We start from the raw sequence: 25,295 nt of genomic DNA on the forward strand, positions 1-25,295 counted from the left end.
CCTGCAGGGGCGCACCATGAGCATTCACCACGCCGCCGAAGGCTACGACACCCCGGCCACCGCCGACACCTACGTCCGCGGTCGCCCGGACTACCCGCCGGCGCTGGATGCCTGGCTGCGCGACACCCTCAACCTGCACACCGGCAGCACGGTGCTGGACCTGGGCGCCGGCACCGGCAAGTTCACCGCGCGGCTGCTGGCCACCGGCGCCCGCGTGGTGGCGGTGGAGCCGGTGCCGGCCATGCGTGAGAAACTCCATGCCACCTACGGCCATGTGCAGGCCCTGGACGGCCGCGCCGACGCCATTCCGCTGCCCGATGCCTCCCTGGACGCGGTGGTGTGCGCGCAGTCGTTCCACTGGTTCGCCACCCCTGAAGCCGTGGCCGAAATCCGCCGCGTGCTCAAGCCCGGCGGCCGCCTCGGCCTGGTGTGGAACCTGCGTGACAACAGCGTGCCGTGGGTGGCGCGCCTCGACGCGCTGGTCAACCAGTACGAAGGCGACACGCCCCGTTACTACAGCGGCGCCTGGCGCCAGGTATTCCCCGCGCCCGGCTTCAGCGCGCTGCAGCACGCCCATTTCGGCAACGGCCACACCGGCAGCCCTGACGCGGTAATCCTCGACCGCGTGCGCTCCACCAGCTTCATCGCCGGGCTTGCCGCTGCCCAGCGCGAAGCGGTGGACGCCCAGGTGCGCGCATTGATCGCCAGTGAACCTCTGCTGGCCGGCAAGGCCGAAGTCACTGTCCCTTATACGACCGCTGCCTTCTGCGCAGTTAAATCGGAGACTCCATGATCAAACGAATGGCCCTTGCGCTGTTGCTGGTGTCGGGCCTGGCCCACGCCGCCGACCCCGTGCTGCACACCGACCTGCCGTTGAACTACCTGGAACAGGCGCCGACGGTCACGCGCGGCAAGCCGCTGGTGATCTTCCTGCATGGCTACGGCAGCAACGAGGCCGACCTCTTCGAGCTGAAAGACTCGCTGCCCGACGGCTACACCTACCTGTCGGTGCGCGCCCCGCAGACCCTGGAAGAGGGCAGCTACCAGTGGTTCCACCGCCAGGGCGACGGCCCCTACGACGGCGTCCCCGGGGACTTGGCCAGCAGCCGCCAAACGCTCAAGGACTTCATCAGCCAGGCCGTGGCCAAGTACCACACCGACACGTCGAAAGTGGTGCTGATCGGCTTCAGCCAGGGCGCCATCATGAATTACGAGCTGGGCCTGCGCGAACCCCAGGCGGTGCGGGGCATCGCGGTGTTGAGCGGCAAGATTCTGCCGGTACTGCGCAGCGAGCTGAAACCGGACCCTGCGCTGAAGTCGCTGGCGATCTTCATCGGCCATGGCGTGGACGACCCGCAGGTGCCATTCACCGACGCCAGCGAAGCCCAGCGCATCCTGCATGAGCTGGGCCTGGAGCCGGACTTCCATGCCTACGCCGACTTGAAGCACTCCATCAGCAAGACCGAAATCGAGGATCTCAGTGCCTGGCTGGGTGACGTGCTGGCGCCCCAGGCCCTATAAGGGCCTGCCTGGCTGGCGGTGGCCAGACAATGACACTCAAGGAATTGACTGCCGGGCAGCTGAAAGAAAAAATCTTCTCTTTCGAGGGCAATACTCGTCCTGTCGGCTCAAGCTTCCGCATTCGGGCCTTCAGCACGGAACCCGTTTTTTCGGGCGTTACCAATCACAATGAAGGGTGGCGCAGGAGGCGTTAGCCTTTCTAGTGGGACTGGGCAGCTACGCCCCGGCAACCCAACGTTCGAGGGCCGGGGCGGGCTGCTTGCAGGCCGCGTCAGTGGCGCACCGGAATCGCGTGGTGGTGCGCCTTCACTGCCTCATCGGCCTTGGCCACTTCCCACGCGTCACGGGGTTCATCGAGGTCGCGGTTCAGGGTTTCCGGCGTCTTGAACGTGGTGTACAGCGTGGTCGCGGTCAACAGCGCCAGGTAGCAGGCAATCGGCACCCAGGCGCCGATGCCGGCGTTGCTGTCGCCTTCATGGGTGGCCATGACCACGGCGATGATGCCCGCGCCAATCATCGGCGCGATGCCGCCGGCGATCACCGCCGACACTTCCCGCGCAATCGACACGCCCATGTAACGGTGACGTGAGCCGAACAGCTCGGGCATCAGCGCCGCCTGCGTGCCGAACATACCCCACGTGCCAATACCCAGGGCGATGGAGATGGCGACGATGCTGGCGACGATGTTGCCCAGGCTCAGCACCCACCACACCGGGAACGCCAGGGCCAGTTGCAGCAAGGCAAAGGCGCGGTACACCACCACGCGGCCGAAACGGTCGCTGAGCTTGCCGGCAATGGGCACGGTCAGCGCGCCCAGGCTGGCGGCGCAGATCAGTGTCAACACGCCCACCGGGCCCTTGAGGCCGACCACGCCGACGATGTAGCTCACCGCCAGGGCCTGGTAGATGGACGAACCGCCGTTTTCCGCCAGGCGCAGGCCGATGCCCAGCAGCAGGGTCGGCTTGGAGTGTTGCATGGCGCTTTTCAGCGGGTTGGCGCACTCACGCTTCAGCGCCTTGAGACGCACGAAGGTCGGTGATTCCTTAAGCTTGAGGCGCATGTACAGGCCGAGCGCGACGATGACCACACTGATGAAGAACGGCACGCGCCACAGGTTGGTCTGGGTGATGTTGTCGTTGCCGCTGACCACCAGGAAGTACACCAGGGCGGCCATGATGGTGCCCAGCTGGATGCCCAGGAACGGCAGCGCGGCGTAGAACCCGCGACGGCCCTTGGGCGCGTACTCGGTCATCATCACCGCCGCGCCGGCCTGCTCGGCACCGGCGCCCAGGCCTTGCAGCAGGCGCAGCACCACCAGCAGCACCGGCGCCAGGTAGCCTACCTGGTGAAAGGTGGGCAGGGCGCCGATCAGGGTGCTGGACACGCCCATCAGCAGCACCGTCGCTGAGAGCACGAACTTGCGCCCCACGCGGTCGCCGATCATGCCGAACAGCACGCCGCCCAGGGGACGGATGGCAAAGCCGAGGAAGTAGGTGCCGAAGCTGGCGATCAGGCTCATGGCGCGGGTCTGTTCGGGGAAGAACAGCGGCCCGAAGATCAGCGCCGACGCCAGGGTGTACAGGGCGAAGTCGTAGTACTCCAGGGCGCTGCCCAGGGAGCAGGCCCAGGCGGCGCGGTGCAGGTCCTTCTTCACTTGCGGGTCAACGGGCTCGGCGGTGTCGGACGGGGAGCGGGCGTGGGTCATGTGCGTTCCTCCAGGCGCCTTCATGGCGTCTTGTTATTGATAGGCAACCGGGATGGGTTACAGGTTCAACCGCTGGATTTCCTGGAGCATGGCCTGCTCCATGACGTCGATGGGCGCGTCGTGCCCGGTGTACAGTTCGATCTGCCGGCAGGCCTGGTGCACCAGCATGCGCGTGCCGGCCACGGTGCCGCAACCCAGGGCGCGGGCCTGGCGCAGCAATGCGGTCTGCACCGGCATGAAGGCTACGTCCATGACGATCAGGTGGCTGGCCAGGCGGCCGTCCAGCGGGTTGCTGTCGGGCTGTTTGAAGCCTACCGAGGTGGCGTTGACGACGATGTCGTAGTCCTTGGCGACAAAGCGCTCGACACTGCCGCCCCAGCGCGCGCCCAGGGTCTGGGCCAGCTCGCTGCCGCGTTCGGCGCTGCGGTTGAACACGGTCACCTGGGCGTCGGCTTTCACGCAGCCGTAGACCACGGCACGGGCCGCGCCACCGGCACCCACCACGGCGATGCGCTTGCCCTTGAGGCGGGTCACTTCCTGCAGGGCACGCACGGCGCCCAGGTAGTCGGTGTTGTAGCCGGTCAGCACGCCGTCGACGTTATTGATGGTGTTCACCGCGCCGATCACCTGGGCCGATTCGTCGATGGCGTCCAGGTGCGGCATGACGGCCTGCTTGTAGGGCATCGACACGTTCATGCCGCGCACGCCCAGGGTGCGAATCGCGCCCACGGCGGCCACCGGGTCCTCAACGCCGAAGCACACGAAGGTGTAATCCAGGCCCAGGGCCGCGTAGGCGGCGTTGTGGATCTTGGCCGAGAGGGAAAACGGCGAGCCCATGATCGAGCCGCACAGGGTGGGGAGTGATTGAGGCATGGTGGCATCCTTGTGCAAAAAAGTTAGACGACGCTGGTCAGGCCGCCGTCGACGAACAGGGTTTGGCCGTTGATGAAGTCAGCCGCCGGCGAGGCGAGGAACACCGCCGCGCCACACAGCTCCTCCACCTTGCCCCAGCGCCCGGCCGGGGTGCGTTTCACCAGCCAGTCATCGAACGCCGGGTTGTCAGCCAAGGCCTGATTCAGTTCGGTGCGAAAGTACCCGGGGGCCAGGGCATTGACCTGCAGGCCGTGACCAGCCCAGTCGGCGCACATGCCGCGGGTGAGCATGCGCACCGCGCCCTTGCTGGCCGCGTAGGGGGCGATGGAAGGGCGGGCGAGCTCGCTTTGCACTGAGGCGATGTTGATGATCTTGCCGTGGCCGCGGGCAATCATGTGCCGGGCCACGGCCTTGGACACATTGAACACGCCATCCAGGTTGGTGCTCATCAGGCGGTGCCAGTCTTGCTGGCTGAAATCCTGCAGCGCCTGGCGGTGTTGAATGCCGGCGTTGTTGACCAGAATGTCGATGGCACCCACCCGCTGTTCCAGGCCATCGACAGCCCGAGCGGTGGCGTCGTGGTCAGCGACGTCGAACACCGCGTATTCGGCGTTCAGGCCTTCGTCGCGCAGCAGGGCGCAAGCCGCCTGGGTGCGCTCGGCGTCGCGGCCGTTGAGCACCACGTGGGCGCCGGCCTGGGCCAGCCCACGGGCCAAGGCCAGGCCGATGCCGCGGGCGCTGCCGGTGATCAGCGCCCGGCGGCCGTTCAGGCGAAAGCTGTCGATCATGTAGGTCTCCCGGTATTGGATTTATGGGGTCAGGGATGGTGCTACTGTCAGCCGCTACCGCTTCGGTGTGCCAATCGTTTATGGTGATGTGGTAATCACCGTTCGTGATCACCAGGCAAGGGAGGCTGCATGGAACTCAAACACTTGCGCGCGTTCGTGGCGGTCGCCGAAGAGCTGCATTTTGGCCGTGCGGCCGAGCGCTTGCACATCGTCCAGCCGGCCTTGAGCGCGCAGATCCGCGGGCTGGAAGAGGACGTTGGCGCGCAGTTGTTCGAGCGCGACCGCCATGGCGTGGAACTGACCGAGGAGGGCGCGCTGTTCTTGCCCGAGGCGCTGGCGACCCTGCGCCAGGCCGGGCGCGCGCGGGAGGTCCTGCAACAGGCCGCGGCCGGGGAAGTGGGGGTGCTGCGCCTGGCGTTCGTGTCCTCGGTGCTGTCGCACTTGCTGCCGGCGCTGGTGCGCACCCTGGAACAGCGGTTTCCGCGCATCGAGCTGGAACTCAAGGACATGCCTTCATTGCTCCAGGCCAGGGCATTGCACGACAACGCCCTGGACTTTGGCCTGGTGCGCCTGCCATTGAGCGTGCCGGGGCTGCATACGCGCATGTTGTTCGAAGAGTCGCTGGTGGTGGCGGTGCCCGAGGCCGACCCGTTGGCCAAGGTGCGCCGGGTGCAGCCCCAGGACCTGGCAGGGCGCCCGGCACTGGTGCTGGCGCGCAAATATGCGCCGGGGCTGCATGACCAAATGCTGGTGGGCTTTCAACGGCGCAAGGTGACGCTGACCATCGCCCGGGAAATGGGGGAATTCACTACCTTGCTGGCGCTGGTGGCGGCGGGGCTGGGGGTGGGTATCGTGCCGGCGGGGGCGGCCTCGGCGCTGCCGGCCGGGGTCGTCACCCGGCCGTTGGCGGTGGCCATGAGCGGCGCGGGTATCGGGGTGGCCTGGACGGGGCTGGAAAGCCCGCGCAAGCGGGCGCTGATGCAGGTGCTGGATGAACTGTATCCACCTGCCTGATGGGGCGCGCTGTTTCCGGGCGTCGCCCGGCCCTACGCGGTACCTGCGACGAACACCATGGCTACCCCATTCATGCAATAGCGCAATCCTGTGAGGGCTGGGCCATCGTCAAAGACATGCCCCGGATCCCCGCCGCTGCGGCGCTTCCCCCGGTCCTGAACCAGGCTTGAACGTTTTGTGACGCCTTTCGCAATTTCCCTGCATTTCGTCTGGAAAAATGCCGGACGGTAGACGTAAAACCCTTTTTGCGGTCCTAGAATCTGTGGATCCAGGGATTCAGGAGGGCGTCATGGATATGTCAGCTGACCAACTCGCCAGTGTCGTTACCCTCAAGACCGCCGCGCCCACGGGGACGGGCTGCATCGACAAGGTGCTGCGCGCCTTGCGCACCCACCTGGGCATGGACGTGGCCTTCGTTTCGCAGTTTCGGACCACCGACCGTGTGTTCGTCAACGTCGACACCGACGGCGATGGGCCGATCAAGCCGGGGGACTGCCTGTCACTGGACGTGGGCTATTGCCTGCGGGTCGTGGAGGGCGTGCTGCCCGAACTCATCGCTGACACCGCCCACTACCCGGTAGCCATGGAGCTCCCCGAAACCCAGGCACTGCCTATCGGCTCGCACCTGAGCGTGCCCATCTACCTCAGCGATGGTCGGTTGTACGGCACGTTCTGCTGCTTCGGCTACAGTGCCGATGACAGCCTGAACCAGCGCGACCTGCTGGTGATGAAGGTCTTCGCCGAACTGATCGCCGACCGCATCGAAGGCGACCTGACCCAGGTGCGCGACCGCGTGGCCAAGCACCGGCGCATCTCCGCCGTGCTGGCCAGCAACCAACCCGCCATCGTCTACCAGCCTATCTTCGACTTCCACAGCATGGCCATTTGCGGTTGGGAGTGCCTGTCACGCTTCAACGTCGAGCCGCTTCGCAGTCCTGACCAGTGGTTCAACGAAGCCGCCGACGCCGGGCTGGGCGTGGAACTGGAATGCCATGCCATCGCCGCCGCCCTGCGCGGCATGGACGCCTTGCCGTCGGGCACTTACCTGACCATCAACTGCTCCCCGCAACTGATGCTCAGCGGCCGCCTGACCGAACTGCTCGGCCCGTGCCCGGCCAGCCGCCTGGTACTGGAAATCACCGAGCACGCCGTGGTCAACGATTACACCGGGCTGATCAAGGCCCTCAAACCCCTGCGCCAGAACGGCGTACGCGTGGCCATCGACGATGCGGGCGCAGGCTACGCTAGCATGCGCCATATCCTGCAACTGCGCCCGGACATGATCAAGCTGGACATGAGCCTGACCCAGAACATCGACACCGACCCGCAGAAACGCGCCATGGCGTCGGCGTTGATCGCCTTCGCTCGCGAGACCGGCAGCACCATCGTGGCCGAAGGTGTGGAAACCCAGTCCGAATTGGACGCTTTGCGCTTGTTGGGGGCAAACAAGGTGCAGGGGTACCTGCTGGGTCGGCCGCTGGCATTGCCGGATGCATTGGCGCTGGTGGAGCGGGTGGCGGTGAACAGCCTGGAGGAGGCGCAGCCGAGGGTGACGTCGGGATGAGGGGCAGTACGGCGCTTCCTGGGTAAGGATTCCGCGCCCCCTCCACGCCTACTGGCCGTGCGGCGCCAGGAACGCAGCCTCCAGCAATTGCTGCGTGTACGGATGCTGCGGGGCGGCGAACACCTGCGCCGCCGGCCCCTGTTCCAGCACTTGCCCACCCTTGATCACCATCAACTGGTGACTCAATGCCTTGACCACCGCCAGGTCATGGCTGATGAACAGGTACGTCAGGTTGTACTTGAGCTGCAACGAGCGCAGCAGTTCCACCACCTGCCGCTGCACGGTGCGGTCCAGCGCCGAGGTGGGTTCATCGAGCACGATCAGGGCCGGCTTGAGCACCAGGGCGCGGGCGATGGCGATGCGCTGGCGCTGGCCGCCCGAGAATTCATGGGGGTAGCGGTGCCGGCTGTCGGGGTCCAGGCCAACCTCCACCAGCGCCTGGACGATGGCCTGCTCCTGGTCCTCGGGGGTGCCGATGCCATGGATGCGCAGGCCTTCACCGACGATCTGCGCCACGCTCATGCGCGGACTGAGGCTGCCAAAGGGGTCCTGGAACACCACCTGCATCTGCCGGCGCAGCGGGCGGACCTGTTCGCGGCTCAGGCCGTCCACCGCCTGGCCGTGGAAGCGGATGCTGCCTTGGCTGGCGATCAGCCGCAGGATGGCCAGGCCCAAAGTGGATTTGCCCGAGCCGCTTTCGCCGACGATGCCCAGGGTCTGGCCGCGCGGAACGCTGAAACGGATGCCATCCACCGCCTTGACGTGGTCGACGGTGCGCTTGAAGAAGCCTTTCTTGATGGGGAACCACACCTTCAGGTCGTCGACTTCCAGCATCGTTTCGCCGGCCATGGTGGCAGCCGGTTCGCCACGCGGTTCGGCGCCCAGCAGTTCACGGGTGTAGGGGTGTTGGGGGGCGCTGAACAGTTGCTCGCAGTCACCCTGTTCGACAATGCCGCCCTGCTTCATCACGCACACCCGCTGCGCCACGCGCCTCACCAGGTTGAGGTCATGGGTGATCAGCAGCAAGGCCATGCCCAGGCGTTGTTGCAGAGACTTGAGCAGCTCGAGGATTTTCAGCTGCACGGTCACGTCCAGGGCCGTGGTCGGCTCGTCGGCGATCAGCAGTTCAGGCTCGTTGGCCAGGGCCATGGCGATCATCACCCGCTGGCGCTGGCCGCCGGACAGCTCGTGGGGCAGGGCCTTGAGGCGCTGGCGTGGCTGGGGAATGCCGACCATGTCCAGCAGTTCCAGGGTACGCGCGGTTGCGGCCTTGCCGGTCAGGCCCTTGTGCAGGCCCAGCACTTCGTTGATCTGCTTCTCGATGCTGTGCAGCGGGTTCAGCGACGTCATGGGCTCCTGGAAAATCATGGCGATGCGGTTGCCACGAATCTGCCGCAGGCGCTTTTCGTCCATGCGCAGCAGGTCCTGGCCTTCATACGTCACGGTGCCGCTGGGGTGGCTGGCGATGGGGTAGGGCAACAGGCGCAAGATGGAATGCGCGGTCACCGATTTGCCCGAGCCGCTTTCGCCCACCAGGGCCAGGGTCTCGCCGCGACGGATGTCGAAGCTCACGCCTTCCACCACCCGCGACGAGCGTTCGCTGGTGTCGAACTGGACTGCCAGGTCGCGGATTTCGATCAGGTTGTCGGGGTGCATGTCATTTCCTCGGGTCGAACGCGTCACGGGCGGCTTCGCCGATGAACACCAGCAGGCTGAGCATCAGCGCCAGCACGGCGAAGGCACTGATGCCCAGCCACGGCGCCTGCAGGTTGGATTTGCCCTGGGACACCAGTTCACCCAGCGACGGCGAACCGGCCGGCAGGCCGAAGCCCAGGAAGTCCAGGGCGGTGAGGGTGCCGATGGCGCCGGTGAGGATGAAGGGCAGGAAGGTCATGGTCGAGACCATGGCGTTGGGCAGGATGTGCTGGAACATGATGCTGCTATCTCGCATGCCCAGGGCACGGGCGGCGCGCACGTATTCCAGGTTGCGCCCGCGCAGGAATTCGGCGCGTACCACGTCCACCAGGCTCATCCAGGAAAACAGCAGCATGATGCCCAGCAACCACCAGAAGTTGGGCTGCACAAAACTGGCCAGGATGATCAGCAGGTACAGCACCGGCAGGCCCGACCACACTTCCAGGAAGCGTTGCCCGGCCAGGTCGACCCAGCCGCCGTAGAAGCCCTGCAGGGCCCCGGCAATCACGCCGATGATGGAACTGAGAAGGGTCAGCGTCAGGGCAAACAGCACCGACACGCGGAAACCGTAGATCACCCGTGCCAGCACGTCCCGGCCCTGGTCGTCGGTGCCCAGCCAGTTCTGCGCCGAGGGCGGCGCGGGGGCGGGTACCTTCAGGTCGTAGTTGATGCTCTGGTAGCTGAACGGAATGGGCGCCCACAGGGTCCAGCTGTGCTTGGCCGCCAGCAGTTGCTGGATGTAGGGGCTCTTGTAGTTGGCCTCCAGCGGGAATTCGCCGCCGAAGGTGGTTTCCGGGTAGCGTTCGAAGGCCGGGAAGTACCAGCCGCCGTCGTAATGCAGGGCCAGTGGCTTGTCGTTGGCGATCAGTTCGGCACCCAGGCTGGCCACGAACAGAATCACGAACAGCCACAGCGACCACCAGCCGCGCTTGTTGGCCTTGAACCGCTGCAGGCGGCGCTGGTTGAGGGGGGACAGGCTCATCTCAATGCTCCCTGCGTTCGAAGTCGATGCGTGGGTCGACCAGGCTGTAGGTCAGGTCGCCGATCAGTTTCACCAGCAACCCCAGCAGGGTGAAGATGAACAGGGTGCCGAACACCACCGGGTAGTCGCGGTTCACCGCGGCCTCGAAACTCATCAGGCCCAGGCCGTCGAGGGAGAAGATCACCTCCACCAGCAGCGAGCCGGTGAAGAAGATGCCGATGAAGGCCGATGGGAAGCCGGCGATCACCAGCAGCATGGCGTTGCGGAACACATGGCCGTACAGCACGCGGCGGTTGCTCAGGCCCTTGGCCTTGGCCGTCACCACGTACTGCTTGCCGATCTCGTCCAGGAAGCTGTTTTTGGTGAGGAAGGTCATGGTCGCGAAGTTGCCGATCACCAGTGCCGTCACCGGCAAGGCCAGGTGCCAGAAGTAGTCCAGCAGCTTGCCGCCCAGGCTCAGTTGTTCGAAGTTGTTGGAGGTCAGGCCACGCAACGGGAACCAGTCCAGGTAGCTGCCGCCGGCGAACACCACGATCAGCAGAATGGCGAACAGGAACGCCGGAATGGCGTAGCCGACGATGATCGCCGAGCTGGTCCACACATCGAAATGGGTGCCGTGCCGGGTGGCCTTGGCGATGCCCAGGGGAATGGACACCAGGTACATGATCAAGGTGCTCCACAGCCCCAGGGACACCGACACGGGCATTTTTTCCAGGATCAGGTCGGTGACCTTGGCGTCGCGAAAGAAACTGGAGCCGAAGTCGAAGTGGGCGTAGTTCTTGATCATCAGCCACAGGCGTTCAGGGGCTGACTTGTCGAAGCCGTACTGCTTTTCGATTTCCTTGATCAGCGCCGGGTCCAGGCCCTGGGCACCGCGGTAGCTGGAGCCGCCCATGGACACTTCAGCACCGCCGCCGGCGAAGCGGCTGGTGGCGCCCTCGAAGCCTTCGAGCTTGGCGATGGCCTGTTCCACCGGCCCACCCGGCGCCGCCTGGATGATCAGGAAGTTGATGACCAGGATGCCGAACAGGGTGGGAATGATCAGCAGCAAGCGCTTGCAGATATAAGCCAGCATCTCAGTGCTCCTTGCCAGGCGAGTCGGTACCGGTGCTCACCGGAATGGCCGGTGTCACGTCGGGCTTGGCCCACCAGGTCATGGTGCCCACGTCATAGCGTGGCGACACGGCAGGGTGGCCCAGATGGTTCCAGTAGGCCACGCGCCAGGTCTTGATGTGCCAGTTGGGCACCAGGAAGTAGTTCCACAGCAATACCCGGTCCAGGGCGTGGGCGTGGCTGATCAGGCTCTTGCGCGTGTCGGCATTGATCAGGCTCTCGGTGAGCTGGTCGATGGCCGGGTCCTTGATGCCGATCCAGTTGTAGCTGCCCTGGCGGTCGGCGCTGGCCGACTCCCAGTATTCACGCTGTTCGTTGCCCGGCGAATCGGACTGCGGGAAGCTGGACACCATCATGTCGAAGTCCCGCGAGCGGCGGCGGGTGACGTACTGGGAGGCGTCGACGCGGCGCAGCACCAGTTCGATGCCCAGGTCCGCCAGGTTGCGCTTGTAGGGCAGCAGCACCCGTTCGAACTCGGGCTGGGCCAGCAGGAATTCGATGGTCACCGGCTTGCCGGTGGTGTCCACCATGCGGTCGTTGACCACGTGCCAGCCGGCGTCCAGCAGCAGCTTGTAGGCCTGGCGCTGTTGGTCGCGGATCATGCCGCTGCCGTCGGTCACCGGGTTCTTGAACGGCGTGGTGAACACCGCGTCAGGGATCTTGCCGCGCAGGGGTTCGAGGATTTTCAGCTCATCGGCGTCCGGCAGGCCAGAGGAAGCCAGGTCGGAGTTCTCGAAATAACTGTCGGTGCGGGTGTAGGCGCCGTTGAACAGCTGGCGGTTGCTCCATTCGAAGTCGAACATCAGGCCCAGGGCCTGGCGCACCCGCGCGTCCTGGAACAGCGGGCGGCGCAGGTTGAAGATGAAGCCTTGCATGCCCACCGGGTTGCCGTTGGGCAGCTCTTCCTTGATCAAGCGTTTTTCGCGCACCGCTGGTACGTCATAGGCGGTGGCCCAGTTCTTCGCGGTCATTTCCTGCCAGAAGTCGAACGCACCGGCTTTCAGGGCTTCGAGGGCCACGTTGTTGTCGCGGTAGTAGTCGGTGGTCAGCACGTCGAAGTTGTATGAACCGCGGTTGATGGGCAGGTCCTTGGCCCAGTAGTCCTTGACCCGCTCGTAGCGGATCGAACGCCCGGCGTTCACCGCCGCCACCTTGTAGGGGCCGCTGCCCAGCGGCGGTTCGAGGCCGCTGCGGTTGAAGTCGCGGGTGGCCCAGTAGTGCTTGGGCAGCACCGGCAGTTGCCCGAGGATCAATGGCAGCTCGCGATTGTCCCGGGTCTTGAAGTCGAAGCGCACCTGGAGGGGGTTTTCCTCGACCACGTCGGCGACCCCGGCGTAATAGGTGCGGTACAGCGGCGAGCCGTCCTTCATCAAGGTGTTGAAGGTGAACACCACATCTTCGGCGCGCATGGGGTGGCCATCGTGGAAGCGGGCTTCGGGCCGCAGGGTGAAACGCACCCAGCTGTTGTCCGGCGCTTTCTCGATGGTCTTGGCCACCAGGCCGTATTCGGTCAGCGGCTCGTCCAGGCTCTGGCGCGCCAGGGTGTCGTAGATCAGGTTGATGTCGCCTTCCGGCACGCCCTTGCTGATGAACGGGTTGAGGCTGTCGAAGCCGCCGGAGCCGGCCGTGCGGAAGGTACCGCCCTTCGGTGCGTCGGGGTTCACGTAGTCGAAGTGCTGGAAATTGGCCGGGTACTTGGGGGCTTCGTTGTACAGGGTCACGGCGTGTTGCGGGGCGGCATGGGCCAGCCCGCTCAGCAACAGGCCGCACACCGGCAGCAGGGCGCGCAGGCGCGTCATGGCAGGGTCTCCACGGGCTTGAGCCACCACGTGTTCAGCCCCAGGGTGTAGGGCGGTGTGGTGACGAAAGCGAAACGGTTGCGGTACGCCAGACGATGGGCGTCCAGGTACCAGTTGGGAATCATGTAGTGTTCGAACAGCAGCACGCGGTCCAGGGCGCGCGCGGCGGCCACCTGGTCATCGCGGCTCTGGGCCGCCAGCAAGTCGTCGAGCAGGTGGTCGACCACCGGGTTGGCGATGCCGGCGTAGTTCTTGCTGCCCTTGACGGTGGCCTGGCTGGAGTGGAAGTACTGCCACTGTTCAAGGCCGGGGCTGAGCGTCTGGTTGAGGGTCATCAGAATCATGTCGAAGTCGAACTGGTCCAGCCGCTGCTTATACTGGGCGCGGTCCACGGTACGCAAGCGGGCATCCACCCCAAGGCTTCGCAGGTTTTCGACATAAGGTTGCAGGATCCTTTCCAGGCCGGGGTTCACCAGCAGCAATTCCAGGCGCAAAGGCTGGCCGTGGGCGTCGACCAGGCGCTGGCCGGACAACGTCCAGCCCGCGTCGGCCAATAGACCCAAGGCACGGCGCAGGGTTTCACGGCCAATGCCATGGCCGTCGGTCTGCGGCACCGTGAACGGTTGGGTGAACAGCGCGGCGGGCAGTTGCGCGCGGTAGGGCGCCAGCAGCAGGAATTCCTTGCCGGTGGGCAGGCCGCTGGCGCTGAACTCACTGTTGGGGTAGTAGCTGGTGGCGCGCCGGTAAGCGCCATTGAACAGCGCGCGGTTGGTCCATTCGAAATCCAGCAGCAGGCCCAGGGCCTCGCGCACGCGCACGTCCGCCAGGGCGGGGCGACGGCTGTTCATGAACAGGCCCTGGGTCTGGGTGGGTATCTGGTGGTGGATCTGCGCCTTGACCACGTCGCCGCGCCGGACCGCAGGGTAGTTGTAGCCATTGGCCCAGTTCTTGGCCTGGTGCTCCAGGTAGAGATCGAATTCGCCCGCCTTGAACGCTTCGAAGGCCACGTCGTTGTCGCGGTAGAACTCCACGTCCACACGGTCGAAATTGTATTTGCCGCGGTTCACGGCCAGGTCCTGGCCCCACCAGTCCTTGACCCGTTCGAACACCAGGCGCCGGCCGGGTACTACCTGGGTGATGCGGTAGGGGCCGCTGGTGACGGGCGGTTCGAAGGTGGTGGCCTGGAAGTCACGGCCTTTCCAGTAATGTTCCGGCAGGATCGGCAGTTCGCCCATGCGCAGGATCAGCAGCGGGTTGGCGCTGCGGCGGAACACGAAACGGATGCGCCGGGGGCCGAGGATATCGACCCGTTGCACTTCCTGCAGGCTGGTGCGGTACAGCGGGTGGCCCTGGGTGAGCAGGGTGCGGTAGGAAAACGCCACGTCGCGGGCGGTGATCGGCTGGCCGTCGTTGAAGTGGGCCTCGGGGCGCAGGTTGAACACGACCCAGCTGCGGTCTTCGCTGTACTCCAGGCTCTGGGCGATCAGGCCGTAGCTGGACGTGGGTTCATCGCCTGACGGGTCGTATTGGCCCGTGCCGACCATCAAGGGTTCGTTGAGCTCGCTGACCCCGTACTGAATGAAATTCGGCGTGCTGACCGGGCTCGTGCCCTTGAAGGTGTAGGGGTTCAGGGTATCGAACGTGCCGAACGCCATGACCCGCACGGTACCGCCCTTGGGCGCCTGGGGGTTGGCCCAATCGAAGTGGCTGAAGCTGGCGGGGTATTTGAGCGTGCCGAACTGGGCATAGCCATGGCTTTCGAACACCGTCGCGCCAGCGTGACAGCTCAAGGCCAGTCCAAGTGTGAGCAGCAGGGGCGAACGCATCAAGTCAGAGATCCGGTTTATTACCGGTACAGTAACAGTTTGTCTCAACTTGAAGAAGGGTGCGCCGGGCGGCTTTTATTCGGCGGCAACGGGCGCCTGGGTCAGGGTCTTGACCCGCGCTTCGATGGCCTGGCGCTCTTCCTGGCTCAGCACGCCGCGGTCCCACAGTTCCATGGCGGCCGACAGCACCCAGCCGTGGAAGAACGCGCGGGCGACGTCCCGGGTTTCAGCGCTCAGGGCTTCGATGACGGCGTCCAGGTGGGCCAGTTTGCGGGCCTTGAGGGCTTCGGGTGTTTCGGGGGCTTCGGGGGCTTCGAGGGTCATGGTCAAACCTTGGTGTGGGGCAATGGCGCTGGGCGTGTGGCCGCGACCGCCAGGGCCGTCCCGTTCCACGCCCGGCGTCTGAGACAAGGCCTGGCGGTGGCCGCCAGGCACGGGGGAGGTATTAGCGGTCGCGGTACACGACCAGGGTCTGGCCGGGCTTCAGCGCGCGCGCCGTGTTGGGGTTCCAGCGCTTGAGGTGGTTGACCTCGACATTGAAACGCTGGGCCACCACGTACAGCGAGTCGCCCTTGCGGATCTTGTAGCGGGTGGCGACCTGGCGGTTCTTGCCAGTGCCGGCGCTGGCCACGGCGGTGGTCTTGCCGCGGCCCTTGGTCACGGCGCGGGTATTGTCCTGCATCACCAGGGTCTGGCCGACCTTCAGGTGCATGCCCGACAGCTTGTTCCAGCGCTGCAGGTCACGCACGTCGACCTTGTTGGCCTTGGCGATCAGGCTCAGGTTGTCCCCGCGCTTGACCTTGTACGCCCGGCGGCGGGCCGGCAGGTCGGCGCGGGCGATGTCCGCCATGACCTGGCGCGTGGGCGCCAGGCTCAGCAGTTCTTCGGGGCCCATCTTCGCCAGGCTTTCGGTCAGCATGTGCGCCTTGGCGGTCGGCACCAGCAGGTGCTGGGGGCCGTCCACGGTCATGCGCTGCTTGAGGGCTGGGTTGAGCTGGAACAGCTCGTCCTCGTCGATGTTGGCCAGGGCGGCGACACGGCCCAGGTCCATCTGCTGGTTGACTTCCACCACCTCGAAATACGGCTGGTTGGCGATGGGGTTCAGGTTCACGCCGTAGGCCTCGGGGGACATCACCAATTCCGACAGTGCCAGCAGCTTGGGCACGTAGTCCTTGGTTTCCTGGGGCAGGGGCAGGTTCCAGTAGTCGGTGGGCAGGCCCAGTTTCTCGTTGCGTTCGATCGCCCGGCTGACGGTGCCTTCGCCGGCGTTGTAGGCCGCCAGCGCCAGCAGCCAGTCACCGTTGAACATGTCGTGCAGGCGGCTCAGGTAATCCAGGGCGGCGGCAGTGGAGGCGGTGACGTCGCGGCGGCCGTCGTAGAAACGGGTCTGGCGCAGGTTGAAGTAGCGGCCGGTAGAGGGAATGAACTGCCACAGCCCGCTGGCATCGCTGCGCGAATAGGCCATGGGGTTGTAGGCGCTTTCGATCACGGGCAGCAGCGCCAGCTCCAACGGCATGTTGCGCTCTTCCAGGCGCTCCACGATGTAGTGCATGTACAGGCTGCCACGGCCGCTGGCGTTCTCCAGGAACGAGGGGTTGCTGACGAACCACAGGCGCTGCTGCTCCACCCGCGGATTCACCGCTACCCCGTCCTGCAACTGGAAGCCCTGGCGCATGCGTTCCCACACGTCCTGGGGGGCCTGCTGGGCCTGTTGCGCCGCCGGGAAGATAGGTTTTGGCTTGATGCGGGTGTTCAGGCTGTGCAGCCGAACGCTCTCGGCATCCGGAACCTGGCTGGTGCTCTGGCAGCCTGCCAGGACAACGGGCAGGGCCAATGCAACGGCTTGGGCGAGCCGCGTCAATGCGTCGGAAGTGAAGGGCTTTCGAATGGTGGACGACATTGGCTGGGAGGAAGTTCCGGGCAAAAATGTCGGGCGATTCTAGAAAGTGCCCCTCCCTGGGTCAACCTTTCAGAATTTTTCGGCGTAACCGCAACCGCTTTAGAACTTATCTTTCCACGCCCTCAGTGCAGCAAAAACAGTGTCGGGAGAAGGGTTTGCGTGCCCTGTCCGTTCGTCTGCTTTTTCTTTGACGCCAGGCTCTTGAACCCGCAAAAAAGGATTGGTCTGCCGTTCCAGGCCGATGGAGGAGGGCAGGGTGATGCGATTTTGCTCGCGCAGGCGGGTAACGTCGGCAAAGCGCTGGGCAACGTGCGGGTTGTCGGGTTCCACCGCGCAGGCGAAGCGCAGGTTGCTGAGGGTGTATTCGTGGGCGCAGTACACCGCGGTGTTTTCCGGCAATGCGGCCAGGCGCTGGAGCGATTGATGCATCTGCGCCGGTGTGCCTTCGAACAGGCGCCCGCAGCCACCGGCAAACAGGGTGTCGCCACTGAACAGCAGCGGCACGCTGCCGGCATGGTAGAAGGCGATATGGCCCAGGGTGTGGCCGGGCACCGCGAACACCTGGAAGCCCAGGCCCAATACCTGCAGGGTGGCGTTGTCCTGCAACGCCACGTCGCGGGCCGGAATGGTTTCGTTCGCCGGCCCGTATACCCTGGCGCCGGTGAGCTGCTTGAGCTCGGCGACGCCGCCCACATGGTCGTTGTGGTGGTGGGTGACCAGAATGTCGGTCAGTTGCCAGCCGGGGTGCTGTGCAAGCCAGGCCCGAACCGGCGCCGCATCGCCCGGATCGACGACGGCGCAGCGCTTGCTTGCAGCGTCTTGTAACAACCACAGGTAGTTATCGTTGAAGGCTGGCAGTGCGTCGATCTGTATCATGGCGCGATTCGCTAAGCATTGAATAATGGTGCATCTTAGAGCCTGATGGGCTGTTGGTGAACCTCTTCGAGTGGAGACGGCAATGACCGATAAAGCGTTTGCGCAGGCTGACCCCGAATGGCTGGAGTTGATCGGCCAGGCCCGCGACTGGTTCGAGGGGCCCGTGGGGCACTTTTTGCTGCGTCAGGAACAGGCCTTGCTCGAAGAAGAACTGGGACGTTTCTTCGGCGGTTACCTGGTGCATTACGGTCCCAGTGCGCAGGTGCCCCCGCAGGCCCCTCAGGTTCAGCGCAACGTGCGTCTGGGGGCGCCCTTGCCCGGGGTGGAGATCGTCTGCGAGGAGCAGGCCTGGCCCCTCAGTGAGCACGCGGCCGACGTGGTGGTGCTGCAGCATGGCCTGGATTTCAGCCTGTCGCCCCATGGCCTCCTGCGCGAGGCCGCCAGCGCGGTGCGGCCCGGCGGCCACCTGATCATCGTCGGCATCAACCCCTGGAGCGCCTGGGGCCTGCGCCGGGCGTTCGCCCACGATGCCTTGCGCAAGGCCCGCTGCTTTTCCGCGTCGCGGGTGGGCGACTGGCTAAACCTGCTGGGCTTCGCGCTGGAGAAACGCCGCTTCGGGTGCTATCGTCCGCCGCTCGCGTCCCCCGCCTGGCAAGCCCGCCTGGCCGGCTGGGAGCGCTGCGCCGGGCGCTGGCAGAGTGCCGGCGGCGGCTTCTATATTCTGGTCGCGCGCAAACTGGTGGTGGGCCTCCGGCCCTTGCGCCAGGTGCGCCGCGAACCCATGGGCAAGCTGATCCCGTTGCCGATGGCCAAGGTCAATCGACGCAACAGCGAACCCTGACATCGACGGATAGGTAGTAATGAGCGATAGCGTTGAAATCTTCACCGACGGTGCCTGCAAGGGCAACCCGGGCGTCGGCGGCTGGGGCGCCTTGCTGGTGTGCAAGGGCGTTGAAAAGGAATTGTGGGGGGGCGAAGCGGCCACCACCAACAACCGCATGGAACTGATGGCCGCCATTCGTGGCCTGGAAGAACTCAAGCGGCCCTGCGAAGTGCTGCTGGTGACCGACTCCGAATACGTGATGAAAGGCATCAACGAGTGGATGGTCAACTGGAAGAAGCGCGGCTGGAAAACCGCCGCCAAGCAACCGGTGAAAAACGCCGACCTGTGGCAGTTGCTGGATGAACAGGTTGGCCGCCACACCGTGACCTGGAAATGGGTGCGCGGGCACACCGGGCACCACGGCAACGAACGGGCTGACCAGTTGGCGAACCGTGGGGTGGATGAGGTGCGGGCGCTGAAGCGCTGAGTCGATTGCAGCCTGACGGCCGGAGACCACAGGGGCAACCCCGCCATGGCGGCCGTTCTCTGTGGGACCGGGCGCCAGCTCGGGAAGCAGGCGCTGCGGTGCGTCAGGGATACCGCGGGGTGGCCTTCCCGAGCTTCGCCCGGTCCCACAGGGGCAACCCCACCATTGCGGCCGTTCTCTGTGGGAAGGGCGCCAGCTCGGGAAGCAGGCGCTGCGGTGCGCCAGGGATACCGCGGGGTGGCCTTCCCGAGCTTCGCCCGGTCCCACAGGGGCAACCCCACCATTGCGGCCGTTCTCTGTGGGAAGGGCGCCACCTCGGGAAGCAGGCGCTGCGGTGCGCCAGGGATACCGCGGGGTGGCCTTCCCGAGCTTCGCCCGGTCCCACAGGGGCAACCCCACCATTGCGGCCGTTCTCTGTGGGAAGGGCGCCAGCTCGGGAAGCAGGCGCTGCGGTGCGTCAGGGATACCGCGGGGTGGCCTTCCCGAGCTTCGCCCGGTCCCACAGGGTAACCCCGCCATTGCGGCCGTTCTCTGTGGGACCGGGCGCCAGCTCGGGAAGCAGGCGCTGCGGTGCGTCAGGGATACCGCGGGGTGGCCTTCCCGAGCTTCGCCCGGTCCCACAGGGGCAACCCCACCATTGCGGCCGTTCTCTGTGGGACCGGGCGCCAGCTCGGGAAGCAGGCGCTGCGGTGCCTCAGGGATACCGCGGGGTGGCCTTCCCGAGCTTCGCCCGGTCCCACAGGGGCAACCCCACCATCGCGGCCGTTCTCTGGGGGACCGGGCGCCAGCTCGGGAAGCAGGCGCTGCGGTGCGCCAGGGATACTGCGGGGTGGCCTTCCCGAGCCTCGCCCGGTCCTGGCGCAAGGGCTAATGCGGTGGCGCGTTCCTGGTTTCCAGAGCCTGCGCCATGCGCGCGATGCCTTCCTCGAGCAACGCCCGCGGGCAGCCGAAGTTCAAGCGCACGAACTGCCCGGCGCCTTCATCGGCGAAGTCCGTTCCCGGGCTCAACCCCACCTTCGCTTCCTTCAGGAAGAACGCATGCGGGTCTTCCAGGCCCAGGGCCGTGCAATCCAGCCATGCCAGGTAGGTGGCCTGGGGCGTGATCATGCTGACGCCCGGCAACCGGGTCGCCACGGCATTGACCAGGTAATCGCGGTTAGCCTGCAAATACGCAATGACCTCCGCCAGCCACTCCTTGCCGTGCTTGAACGCCGCTTCGGTCGCCACCAGCCCCAGGGTGCTGACACTGTCCACCATGCCCTGGCGCGCCGTGTTGAAACGGTGCCTCAGCGCCGGGTTTCGGATGACCGCGAACGCGTTCTTCATGCCCGCGATGTTGAACGCCTTGGTTGCCGACATCAGGGTAATGGTGCGCTGGGCAATCTCGTCGTTCAGGCTGGCGATGGGAATATGCTTGCGCCCGTCGAACACAATCTGGGCATGAATCTCGTCACTGATCAGCAGCGTGTCGTGCGCGACGCAGGCATCGGCGATGGCCTGCAGCTCGGCGCGGTCGAACACCTTGCCCAGCGGGTTGTGCGGGTTGCTCAGGATCATCGCCCCGGCGTTGCCCAACGCCGCTTCCAGCGCCGCCAGGTCGGTGGGGTACAGGCCATTGGCGTCGGCGTGGAACGGCAGGTCGATGCGCGGCAGCTTCCAGTGGCCTGCGGCGTTGAGCAACGGCCGGTAGTTGGGTGTCTGCACCACCACACCGGTGCCCGGTGCCAGCAGGCCGTTGAGCGCCATGTTCACGCCACCTTCCACCCCTGGCAGGAAGACCAGTTCTTCAGGCGCCACCTCCCAGTCGAACAGCTCGCGCAGGGCCGTGACCAAGGTCTCGCGCAGGCTGTCCTGGGCCACGCTGTAGCCCAGCATCGGGTGGGTCAGGCGCGCCTGCAGGGCCTGGATGATGCCCGGGGCCACGGCGAAGTCCATGTCGGCAATCCACAACGGCAGAACATCGGCCGGGTAGCGGTTCCATTTGGTACTGCCGGTGTCGTGCCGGTCGTGGACGGTGTCCAGGTGTGATGTCATGGCCGTGGGGCGCTCCAGTCAGTTCAGGGCGTTAATATGCGGTAGCCGAACCCGCCTGGCAACGATGTTCCCGCTGCCCACCTGTGCTAAAGTGCACGGCTGTTCCCGCGGTTGAAATGACGAGAGTGTTGTACCCATGGCGACGAGATACGTAGTCCTCGATACCGAAACCACCGGTATGCCGGTCACCGATGGCCACCGGATCATCGAAATCGGTTGTGTCGAAGTCATCGGCCGGCGCCTGACCGGGCGCAATTTCCACGTGTACCTGCAGCCGGACCGCGACAGCGACGAGGGCGCCATCGGGGTGCACGGCATCACTGACCAGTTCCTGATCGGCAAGCCACGCTTCGCCGAAGTGGCCGATGAGTTCTTCGAGTTCATCAAGGGCGCCGAGCTGATCATCCACAACGCGGCGTTCGACGTTGGCTTCATCAACAACGAATTCGCCTTGATGGGCCAGCTCGACCGCGCCGATGTGACGACCTACTGCACGGTGCTCGACACCCTGGCCATGGCCCGTGAACGCCACCCGGGCCAGCGCAACAGCCTCGACGCCCTGTGCAAGCGCTATGGGGTAGACAACTCGGGCCGTGAGTTGCACGGCGCATTGCTCGACTCCGAGATCCTGGCGGACGTGTACCTGGCCATGACCGGTGGCCAGACCAGCCTGTCGCTGGCGGGCAACGCCAGCGATGGTGCCGAGGGATCGGGCAACCAGGGCAGCGAGATCCGCCGCCTGCCGGCCGACCGCCGTCGTGCGCCGGTGATTCTGGCCAGCGAGGCCGAGCTGGCCGAGCACGAGGCGCGGTTGGCGATCATCGCCAAGTCAGCCGGCGCCCCGGCACTGTGGACGCAGTTGCTGGAGGCACAGCAGGGCGCGTCGGCCTGATGGCCAGCGCCGGCATCAGTGTGCGCGTGGCCGATGATGGCTTCGCGCCCTATGTGCTGGGCAGTGAATACGCTTTTCAGGTGCGCGGCTACGCCAGGCCGCAGATCGGCCGGCCAGTCGCCCAGTGGCCGGTCGAGCCCGTGGCGCCTTATCGAAAATGCTATGGCATCGACCCCGACGAATTCAGCAGCTACCGCGACAAGGACGACAGCGCCATCTTCGTTGCCTGGCTCCAGGGCGAGGCGGTGGGCCATGTGGTGGTCAGCACCAATTGGAACGGGTTGGCCCATGTGGATGAACTGGCGGTGCACGCCCCCGCGCGCCGCCATGGCGTGGCCCGGGCGTTGTTGGATGTGGTCAGCTGGTGGGCGCAGAAGAAGTGCCTGCCGGGGGTGATGCTGGAAACCCAGAACAATAACCTGGCGGCCTGCCGGTTGTACGAGGCCTACGGGTTCGAACTGGGTGGGCTGGACCACCTGCGCTATCGCGGCATCGACCCGCAGACCAGCGAGGTCGCGATGTTCTGGTACCTGATGTTCTAGCGTGATCTCCAGCACTCAAGGGGTCAGCAACGCCTGGCCTTTCTGCTCGACGATTTCCAGCAGCGCCTTGAGCGCTGCGCTCGGTTCCTGTCCCTTGAGCGTCAGCGCATAGAGGGTCACCGGCAGCGCCGGCGAGATCGGGCACACGTCCAGCCCGGCCTCACGGGCCCCCGCTGCGGTAAACGGGTCGACCACCGCCAGTCCTTCGCCTGCTTCCACCATGCTGCGCATCATCGAATAGTTCTGCACTCGGGTCTGCACCTTGGGTGCCGGGCGCAGGGCTTCCAGGCGGGCGTCCAGGCGCAGGCTGATGGGGTCGTGGCCTTCCAGGCCGATCATGGCTTGCCCGGCCAATTCCTGGATGCCGATGTATTTGTGTTTCGACGACAGCCAGCCATGGGGCGCCAGCAGGTGCAGCTTGCCTTCCAGCAACGCGACACACTGAATGTCCGGGTGGTTGGGGTCGTGCAGGCTCAGGCCCAGCTCGCCCTCGCGCAGAAGCAAAGTGCGCACGATGATGGCGGTAGGTTGGCTCAGCAGTTGGCAGGGGGTGTCTTGAAAGCGTCGACGCAGGGCGGCCAGGCTTTGGGGCAGCAGGCGGTGGGCCAGGGCTTCGGTGCACACCACGCGCAAGGGTGTTTCCTGGTGCAGGCGCAGGTCAGCGGCCACCCGGCGTACCTGTTCCAGCGGGCCATCGAGGGAGGTCAGCACCGTGGCCAGCTTCAGCGCTTCGTCGGTGGGTTGGAAGCGCCCGCGTACCCGGGCGAACAGCAACAGGCCGCTCTGGCTCTCGGCATCCTGAAGCAGGGCGGCCACGCTGTCCTGGGGCAGTTGCAGCAGTTCGGCGGCAGTGCTGAGGCTGCCGCCGTGCATGAGCGCCTGAATCACTTCAATGTGGCGTAGTCGCATGGATGGAGTCCGTGCCCGGGGAGGGGAGCGTGCATGCTCGAACGGCCATTATGCCGGGCGATCCGCGACCACCGCCAGCGGCGCAGGTACGGCTCAGGGAATGCGGACGATCTCGACGCCGCTCTGCACCAGTTGAAAGCGATCGTCGCCCAGGTGGGTAACGCGATCGCCAATGGCCAGGCGATAGGTGGTGGTGGGGGCCGAACTGCTGCTGCCATCGGGCTCCAACGTGGCTTCCTGGAATTCATGCACCGGGTAGATCCGACCTTCGGCATCCCGTGCATGAAACTGTCCAACGAGTACTGCAGCCATTGAATTACAACCTCTGAATATATCCACGTGTGAAACTTGCGCCCTGTAGACCACTGTTTTAGCTGGGAAGTTTTACCGTCGATGAAAAAAAACCGCCGTGGCGATCCGGGAAGGCAAACCTGGCCACGCTCATCTATACCTACACCTTCTTTTTCACATTGAAGGTGCAGCAGCCATGAGCAAGGTGTATTCGGTGGCCGTCCTGGTCGGCAGCTTGAGAAAAGCGTCCCTCAACCGCAAGGTAGCCCAGGCATTGATCGCGCTGGCGCCGCCAAGCCTGTCGTTGAAGATCATCGAAATAGGCGAATTACCGCTGTATAACGAAGACATCGATGGTACACCACCGGCGGCCTACACGGCGTTCCGCGAACAGCTCGGTTCGTCGGATGCCGTGCTGTTCGTCACCCCGGAATACAACCGCTCCGTGCCAGCGCCCCTGAAGAACGCCATCGACGTGGGGTCGCGCCCCTATGGCAAGAGCGCCTGGTCGGGCAAGCCGGGGGCCGTGATCAGCGTGTCCCCAGGCGCGATCGGCGGGTTTGGCGCCAACCATCACCTGCGCCAGTCGCTGGTGTTTCTGGATGTGCCGTGCATGCAGCAGCCCGAAGCCTACGTCGGCCATGCAGCGGCGCTGTTCGATGAAGCGGGGGCGTTGGCGGAAAAGAGCAAGCCTTTCCTGCAAGGGTTCGTTGATGCTTATGCCCAGTGGGTGGAGCGCTACCACAAGGCTTGAACCAGGGGCGCCTGCCCGGGCAAGGCCCGGGAACAGGCGCGCTGGATCAGCAGGCCTGCGGCATCTCGCCAGCGGCGAGGCGCCGGTCGATGTCGGCGATCACTTCGGGGAGCTGGTTGATGGTGTCGATCAGGTAGTGCGGGCGGGCGCCTTCGAACAGGCGGTGGATACGCGTGCGCTCGCTGTCAAGGGTGGTCGCATCCAGCGCCTGATACCCTTCGTACGTCAGCCCCAGGGCGTTGCCCGAGCACACCAGCGCCACGGTCCACATCCCGGCTCGCCGCCCTTCCAGGATGCCGGGCACGGTGTCATCCACTTTCACGCACGCCGCCACATCGTCGATGCCCAGGGCAATGACATTGGCCAGCGCCTGGGAAGGCCATGGCCGGCCATTGGGCACTTCATCGGTGGCCACCACGTGGTCGGCGACATAGCCGTTCTGCCGGGCCAGTTCCACCACCTTTGCCATGACCACGGCCGGGTAGCCGGAGCATGAGCCGATCTTCAGACCGTCGTTGCGCAGCCGGGCGATGGTGTCCAATGCGCCGGGAATCAGGGCCGAATGGGTAGCGATCTTTTCGATCTGCAGGGGCATGAAACGCTCGTAGATGGCGGTCACGTCATCGTCGCTGGGTGCGCGGCCGAACACCTTGGCGTAACGCTCGCTGATGGCCGGCACGTCGCACAGGGTGCGAATGTGGTCCCACTTGCCCATGCCCATGGGCCCGCGGGCTTCTTCGATGGACACCTGCACGTCGAACTCGGCGAAGGCCTCGACGAAAATCTGCGTGGGCGCGAATGAGCCGAAGTCGACGACAGTGCCGGCCCAATCGAGGATCACGGCCTGGGTTTTGTGCGGGGTGCGGTAGTTCATGATGACGGTCCTGAAGAGGAAAAACGTGAGGTC

General features: G+C 65.4%; 24 protein-coding genes and 1 pseudogene. 9 read left to right on the forward strand and 16 right to left on the reverse strand.

Annotation, left to right across the window (positions count from 1 at the left end; genetic code table 11):
* The first annotated feature begins 16 nt into the window (after positions 1-16).
* The gene (locus HWQ56_RS09350) at positions 17-793 is read left to right on the forward strand and encodes a class I SAM-dependent methyltransferase (RefSeq protein WP_176570278.1); all 777 of its coding nucleotides are present in this window, start codon (positions 17-19) and stop codon (positions 791-793) included.
* Positions 790-1,521 carry an alpha/beta hydrolase gene (locus HWQ56_RS09355; RefSeq protein WP_176570279.1) on the forward strand — a complete coding sequence of 244 codons (732 nt, stop codon included), beginning with the start codon at positions 790-792 and terminating at the stop codon, positions 1,519-1,521. Before HWQ56_RS09350 ends, HWQ56_RS09355 begins: the two co-directional genes overlap by 4 nt.
* 271 nt (positions 1,522-1,792) lie before the next feature.
* Here the strand turns inward: HWQ56_RS09355 and HWQ56_RS09360 are convergent, their stop codons facing one another.
* From HWQ56_RS09360 to HWQ56_RS09370, 3 genes are read right to left on the reverse strand one after another with little or no spacing between them, the layout of a single operon-like run.
* Positions 1,793-3,226: an MFS transporter gene (locus HWQ56_RS09360; protein ID WP_176570280.1), complete on the reverse strand. Its 1,434-nt coding sequence runs from the start codon at positions 3,224-3,226 to the stop codon at positions 1,793-1,795.
* Positions 3,227-3,283: 57 nt separating this feature from the next.
* Positions 3,284-4,099, reverse strand: a complete 816-nt coding sequence (gene aroE / locus HWQ56_RS09365; RefSeq protein WP_158158355.1) for a shikimate dehydrogenase — start codon at positions 4,097-4,099, stop codon at positions 3,284-3,286.
* A 23-nt stretch (positions 4,100-4,122) separates the two neighbouring features.
* Positions 4,123-4,887, reverse strand: coding sequence for a glucose 1-dehydrogenase (locus HWQ56_RS09370; protein ID WP_176570281.1), 765 nt, complete (start codon positions 4,885-4,887; stop codon positions 4,123-4,125).
* A gap of 129 nt (positions 4,888-5,016) precedes the next feature.
* Between HWQ56_RS09370 and HWQ56_RS09375 the strand changes: the two genes are divergently transcribed.
* The gene (locus tag HWQ56_RS09375; protein WP_176570282.1) at positions 5,017-5,901 is read left to right on the forward strand and encodes a LysR substrate-binding domain-containing protein; all 885 of its coding nucleotides are present in this window, start codon (positions 5,017-5,019) and stop codon (positions 5,899-5,901) included.
* A gap of 32 nt (positions 5,902-5,933) precedes the next feature.
* Here HWQ56_RS09375 and HWQ56_RS29045 read toward each other — a convergent pair.
* A pseudogene (locus HWQ56_RS29045) lies at positions 5,934-6,044 on the reverse strand (peptide-methionine (R)-S-oxide reductase); the annotation flags it as partial.
* Positions 6,045-6,190: 146 nt separating this feature from the next.
* Here HWQ56_RS29045 and HWQ56_RS09385 point away from each other — a divergent pair.
* Positions 6,191-7,465, forward strand: coding sequence for a sensor domain-containing phosphodiesterase (locus tag HWQ56_RS09385; protein WP_176570283.1), 1,275 nt, complete (start codon positions 6,191-6,193; stop codon positions 7,463-7,465).
* A gap of 48 nt (positions 7,466-7,513) precedes the next feature.
* On the opposite strand, the gene HWQ56_RS09390 is transcribed toward HWQ56_RS09385, so the two are convergent.
* From HWQ56_RS09390 to gloB, 8 genes are all read right to left on the reverse strand, one after another.
* Positions 7,514-9,121: an ABC transporter ATP-binding protein gene (locus tag HWQ56_RS09390; protein ID WP_176570284.1), complete on the reverse strand. Its 1,608-nt coding sequence runs from the start codon at positions 9,119-9,121 to the stop codon at positions 7,514-7,516.
* A gap of 1 nt (position 9,122) precedes the next feature.
* Positions 9,123-10,142 carry an ABC transporter permease gene (locus HWQ56_RS09395; protein ID WP_158153789.1) on the reverse strand — a complete coding sequence of 340 codons (1,020 nt, stop codon included), beginning with the start codon at positions 10,140-10,142 and terminating at the stop codon, positions 9,123-9,125.
* 1 nt (position 10,143) lies between these two features.
* Positions 10,144-11,217, reverse strand: coding sequence for a microcin C ABC transporter permease YejB (locus HWQ56_RS09400; protein WP_158153790.1), 1,074 nt, complete (start codon positions 11,215-11,217; stop codon positions 10,144-10,146).
* Between the two features lies 1 nt (position 11,218).
* Positions 11,219-13,054, reverse strand: a complete 1,836-nt coding sequence (locus tag HWQ56_RS09405; RefSeq protein ID WP_176570285.1) for an extracellular solute-binding protein — start codon at positions 13,052-13,054, stop codon at positions 11,219-11,221.
* A complete protein-coding gene (locus HWQ56_RS09410) occupies positions 13,051-14,880 on the reverse strand; it encodes an extracellular solute-binding protein (RefSeq protein WP_158153792.1) in 1,830 nt (609 codons plus the stop codon). The genes HWQ56_RS09405 and HWQ56_RS09410 overlap by 4 nt, the downstream gene beginning before the upstream one ends.
* Before the next feature lie 75 nt (positions 14,881-14,955).
* Positions 14,956-15,204: a hypothetical protein gene (locus HWQ56_RS09415; protein WP_158153793.1), complete on the reverse strand. Its 249-nt coding sequence runs from the start codon at positions 15,202-15,204 to the stop codon at positions 14,956-14,958.
* A 121-nt stretch (positions 15,205-15,325) separates the two neighbouring features.
* Positions 15,326-16,780: a transglycosylase SLT domain-containing protein gene (locus HWQ56_RS09420; protein ID WP_158153794.1), complete on the reverse strand. Its 1,455-nt coding sequence runs from the start codon at positions 16,778-16,780 to the stop codon at positions 15,326-15,328.
* Positions 16,781-16,879: 99 nt separating this feature from the next.
* Positions 16,880-17,656 carry a hydroxyacylglutathione hydrolase gene (gene gloB, locus HWQ56_RS09425; RefSeq protein WP_176570286.1) on the reverse strand — a complete coding sequence of 259 codons (777 nt, stop codon included), beginning with the start codon at positions 17,654-17,656 and terminating at the stop codon, positions 16,880-16,882.
* Positions 17,657-17,738: 82 nt separating this feature from the next.
* Between gloB and HWQ56_RS09430 the strand changes: the two genes are divergently transcribed.
* Both HWQ56_RS09430 and rnhA read left to right on the forward strand, forming a co-directional pair.
* Entirely contained in the window at positions 17,739-18,497 is a 759-nt protein-coding gene (locus tag HWQ56_RS09430; RefSeq protein WP_158153796.1) for a class I SAM-dependent methyltransferase, read from the forward strand.
* A 19-nt stretch (positions 18,498-18,516) separates the two neighbouring features.
* Complete coding sequence (gene rnhA / locus HWQ56_RS09435) at positions 18,517-18,966, forward strand: ribonuclease HI (protein ID WP_158153797.1); 450 nt, start codon at positions 18,517-18,519, stop codon at positions 18,964-18,966.
* 867 nt (positions 18,967-19,833) lie between these two features.
* Here the strand turns inward: rnhA and HWQ56_RS09440 are convergent.
* Positions 19,834-21,000, reverse strand: a complete 1,167-nt coding sequence (locus tag HWQ56_RS09440) for a MalY/PatB family protein (RefSeq protein WP_176570287.1) — start codon at positions 20,998-21,000, stop codon at positions 19,834-19,836.
* Positions 21,001-21,136: 136 nt separating this feature from the next.
* Between HWQ56_RS09440 and dnaQ the strand changes: the two genes are divergently transcribed.
* The gene (gene dnaQ / locus HWQ56_RS09445) at positions 21,137-21,892 is read left to right on the forward strand and encodes a DNA polymerase III subunit epsilon (RefSeq protein WP_158156535.1); all 756 of its coding nucleotides are present in this window, start codon (positions 21,137-21,139) and stop codon (positions 21,890-21,892) included.
* Entirely contained in the window at positions 21,892-22,434 is a 543-nt protein-coding gene (locus tag HWQ56_RS09450; RefSeq protein ID WP_158156537.1) for a GNAT family N-acetyltransferase, read from the forward strand. Before dnaQ ends, HWQ56_RS09450 begins: the two co-directional genes overlap by 1 nt.
* A 15-nt stretch (positions 22,435-22,449) precedes the next feature.
* Here the strand turns inward: HWQ56_RS09450 and HWQ56_RS09455 are convergent, their stop codons facing one another.
* Both HWQ56_RS09455 and HWQ56_RS09460 read right to left on the reverse strand, forming a co-directional pair.
* Positions 22,450-23,343 carry a LysR substrate-binding domain-containing protein gene (locus HWQ56_RS09455; RefSeq protein ID WP_176570288.1) on the reverse strand — a complete coding sequence of 298 codons (894 nt, stop codon included), beginning with the start codon at positions 23,341-23,343 and terminating at the stop codon, positions 22,450-22,452.
* A 93-nt stretch (positions 23,344-23,436) separates the two neighbouring features.
* Entirely contained in the window at positions 23,437-23,655 is a 219-nt protein-coding gene (locus HWQ56_RS09460) for a hypothetical protein (protein ID WP_158156541.1), read from the reverse strand.
* Between the two features lie 175 nt (positions 23,656-23,830).
* On the opposite strand from HWQ56_RS09460, the gene HWQ56_RS09465 reads away from it, so the two are divergent.
* The gene (locus HWQ56_RS09465; RefSeq protein ID WP_158156543.1) at positions 23,831-24,388 is read left to right on the forward strand and encodes an NADPH-dependent FMN reductase; all 558 of its coding nucleotides are present in this window, start codon (positions 23,831-23,833) and stop codon (positions 24,386-24,388) included.
* A 46-nt stretch (positions 24,389-24,434) separates the two neighbouring features.
* Here the strand turns inward: HWQ56_RS09465 and phnX are convergent, their stop codons facing one another.
* The gene (gene phnX / locus HWQ56_RS09470; protein WP_158156545.1) at positions 24,435-25,262 is read right to left on the reverse strand and encodes a phosphonoacetaldehyde hydrolase; all 828 of its coding nucleotides are present in this window, start codon (positions 25,260-25,262) and stop codon (positions 24,435-24,437) included.
* Between the last annotated feature and the right edge of the window lie 33 nt (positions 25,263-25,295).

Origin of the sequence: Pseudomonas eucalypticola, assembly GCF_013374995.1 — a bacterium.
Lineage (GTDB): Bacteria > Pseudomonadota > Gammaproteobacteria > Pseudomonadales > Pseudomonadaceae > Aquipseudomonas > Aquipseudomonas eucalypticola.

Coding starts and splice junctions, on each gene's coding strand:
- rnhA (WP_158153797.1), top strand. CDS start 18,517: ATGAGCGATAGCGTTGAAATCTTCACCGACGGTGCCTGCAAGGGCAAC.
- HWQ56_RS09360 (WP_176570280.1), bottom strand. CDS start 3,226: ATGACCCACGCCCGCTCCCCGTCCGACACCGCCGAGCCCGTTGACCCG.
- HWQ56_RS09460 (WP_158156541.1), bottom strand. CDS start 23,655: ATGGCTGCAGTACTCGTTGGACAGTTTCATGCACGGGATGCCGAAGGT.
- HWQ56_RS09405 (WP_176570285.1), bottom strand. CDS start 13,054: ATGACGCGCCTGCGCGCCCTGCTGCCGGTGTGCGGCCTGTTGCTGAGC.
- HWQ56_RS09430 (WP_158153796.1), top strand. CDS start 17,739: ATGACCGATAAAGCGTTTGCGCAGGCTGACCCCGAATGGCTGGAGTTG.
- HWQ56_RS09400 (WP_158153790.1), bottom strand. CDS start 11,217: ATGCTGGCTTATATCTGCAAGCGCTTGCTGCTGATCATTCCCACCCTG.
- HWQ56_RS09350 (WP_176570278.1), top strand. CDS start 17: ATGAGCATTCACCACGCCGCCGAAGGCTACGACACCCCGGCCACCGCC.
- HWQ56_RS09465 (WP_158156543.1), top strand. CDS start 23,831: ATGAGCAAGGTGTATTCGGTGGCCGTCCTGGTCGGCAGCTTGAGAAAA.
- HWQ56_RS09455 (WP_176570288.1), bottom strand. CDS start 23,343: ATGCGACTACGCCACATTGAAGTGATTCAGGCGCTCATGCACGGCGGC.
- HWQ56_RS09355 (WP_176570279.1), top strand. CDS start 790: ATGATCAAACGAATGGCCCTTGCGCTGTTGCTGGTGTCGGGCCTGGCC.
- HWQ56_RS09440 (WP_176570287.1), bottom strand. CDS start 21,000: ATGACATCACACCTGGACACCGTCCACGACCGGCACGACACCGGCAGT.
- HWQ56_RS09385 (WP_176570283.1), top strand. CDS start 6,191: ATGGATATGTCAGCTGACCAACTCGCCAGTGTCGTTACCCTCAAGACC.
- aroE (WP_158158355.1), bottom strand. CDS start 4,099: ATGCCTCAATCACTCCCCACCCTGTGCGGCTCGATCATGGGCTCGCCG.
- HWQ56_RS09415 (WP_158153793.1), bottom strand. CDS start 15,204: ATGACCCTCGAAGCCCCCGAAGCCCCCGAAACACCCGAAGCCCTCAAG.
- HWQ56_RS09395 (WP_158153789.1), bottom strand. CDS start 10,142: ATGAGCCTGTCCCCCCTCAACCAGCGCCGCCTGCAGCGGTTCAAGGCC.
- gloB (WP_176570286.1), bottom strand. CDS start 17,656: ATGATACAGATCGACGCACTGCCAGCCTTCAACGATAACTACCTGTGG.
- phnX (WP_158156545.1), bottom strand. CDS start 25,262: ATGAACTACCGCACCCCGCACAAAACCCAGGCCGTGATCCTCGATTGG.
- dnaQ (WP_158156535.1), top strand. CDS start 21,137: ATGGCGACGAGATACGTAGTCCTCGATACCGAAACCACCGGTATGCCG.
- HWQ56_RS09420 (WP_158153794.1), bottom strand. CDS start 16,780: ATGTCGTCCACCATTCGAAAGCCCTTCACTTCCGACGCATTGACGCGG.
- HWQ56_RS09450 (WP_158156537.1), top strand. CDS start 21,892: ATGGCCAGCGCCGGCATCAGTGTGCGCGTGGCCGATGATGGCTTCGCG.
- HWQ56_RS09390 (WP_176570284.1), bottom strand. CDS start 9,121: ATGCACCCCGACAACCTGATCGAAATCCGCGACCTGGCAGTCCAGTTC.
- HWQ56_RS09375 (WP_176570282.1), top strand. CDS start 5,017: ATGGAACTCAAACACTTGCGCGCGTTCGTGGCGGTCGCCGAAGAGCTG.
- HWQ56_RS09370 (WP_176570281.1), bottom strand. CDS start 4,887: ATGATCGACAGCTTTCGCCTGAACGGCCGCCGGGCGCTGATCACCGGC.
- HWQ56_RS09410 (WP_158153792.1), bottom strand. CDS start 14,880: ATGCGTTCGCCCCTGCTGCTCACACTTGGACTGGCCTTGAGCTGTCAC.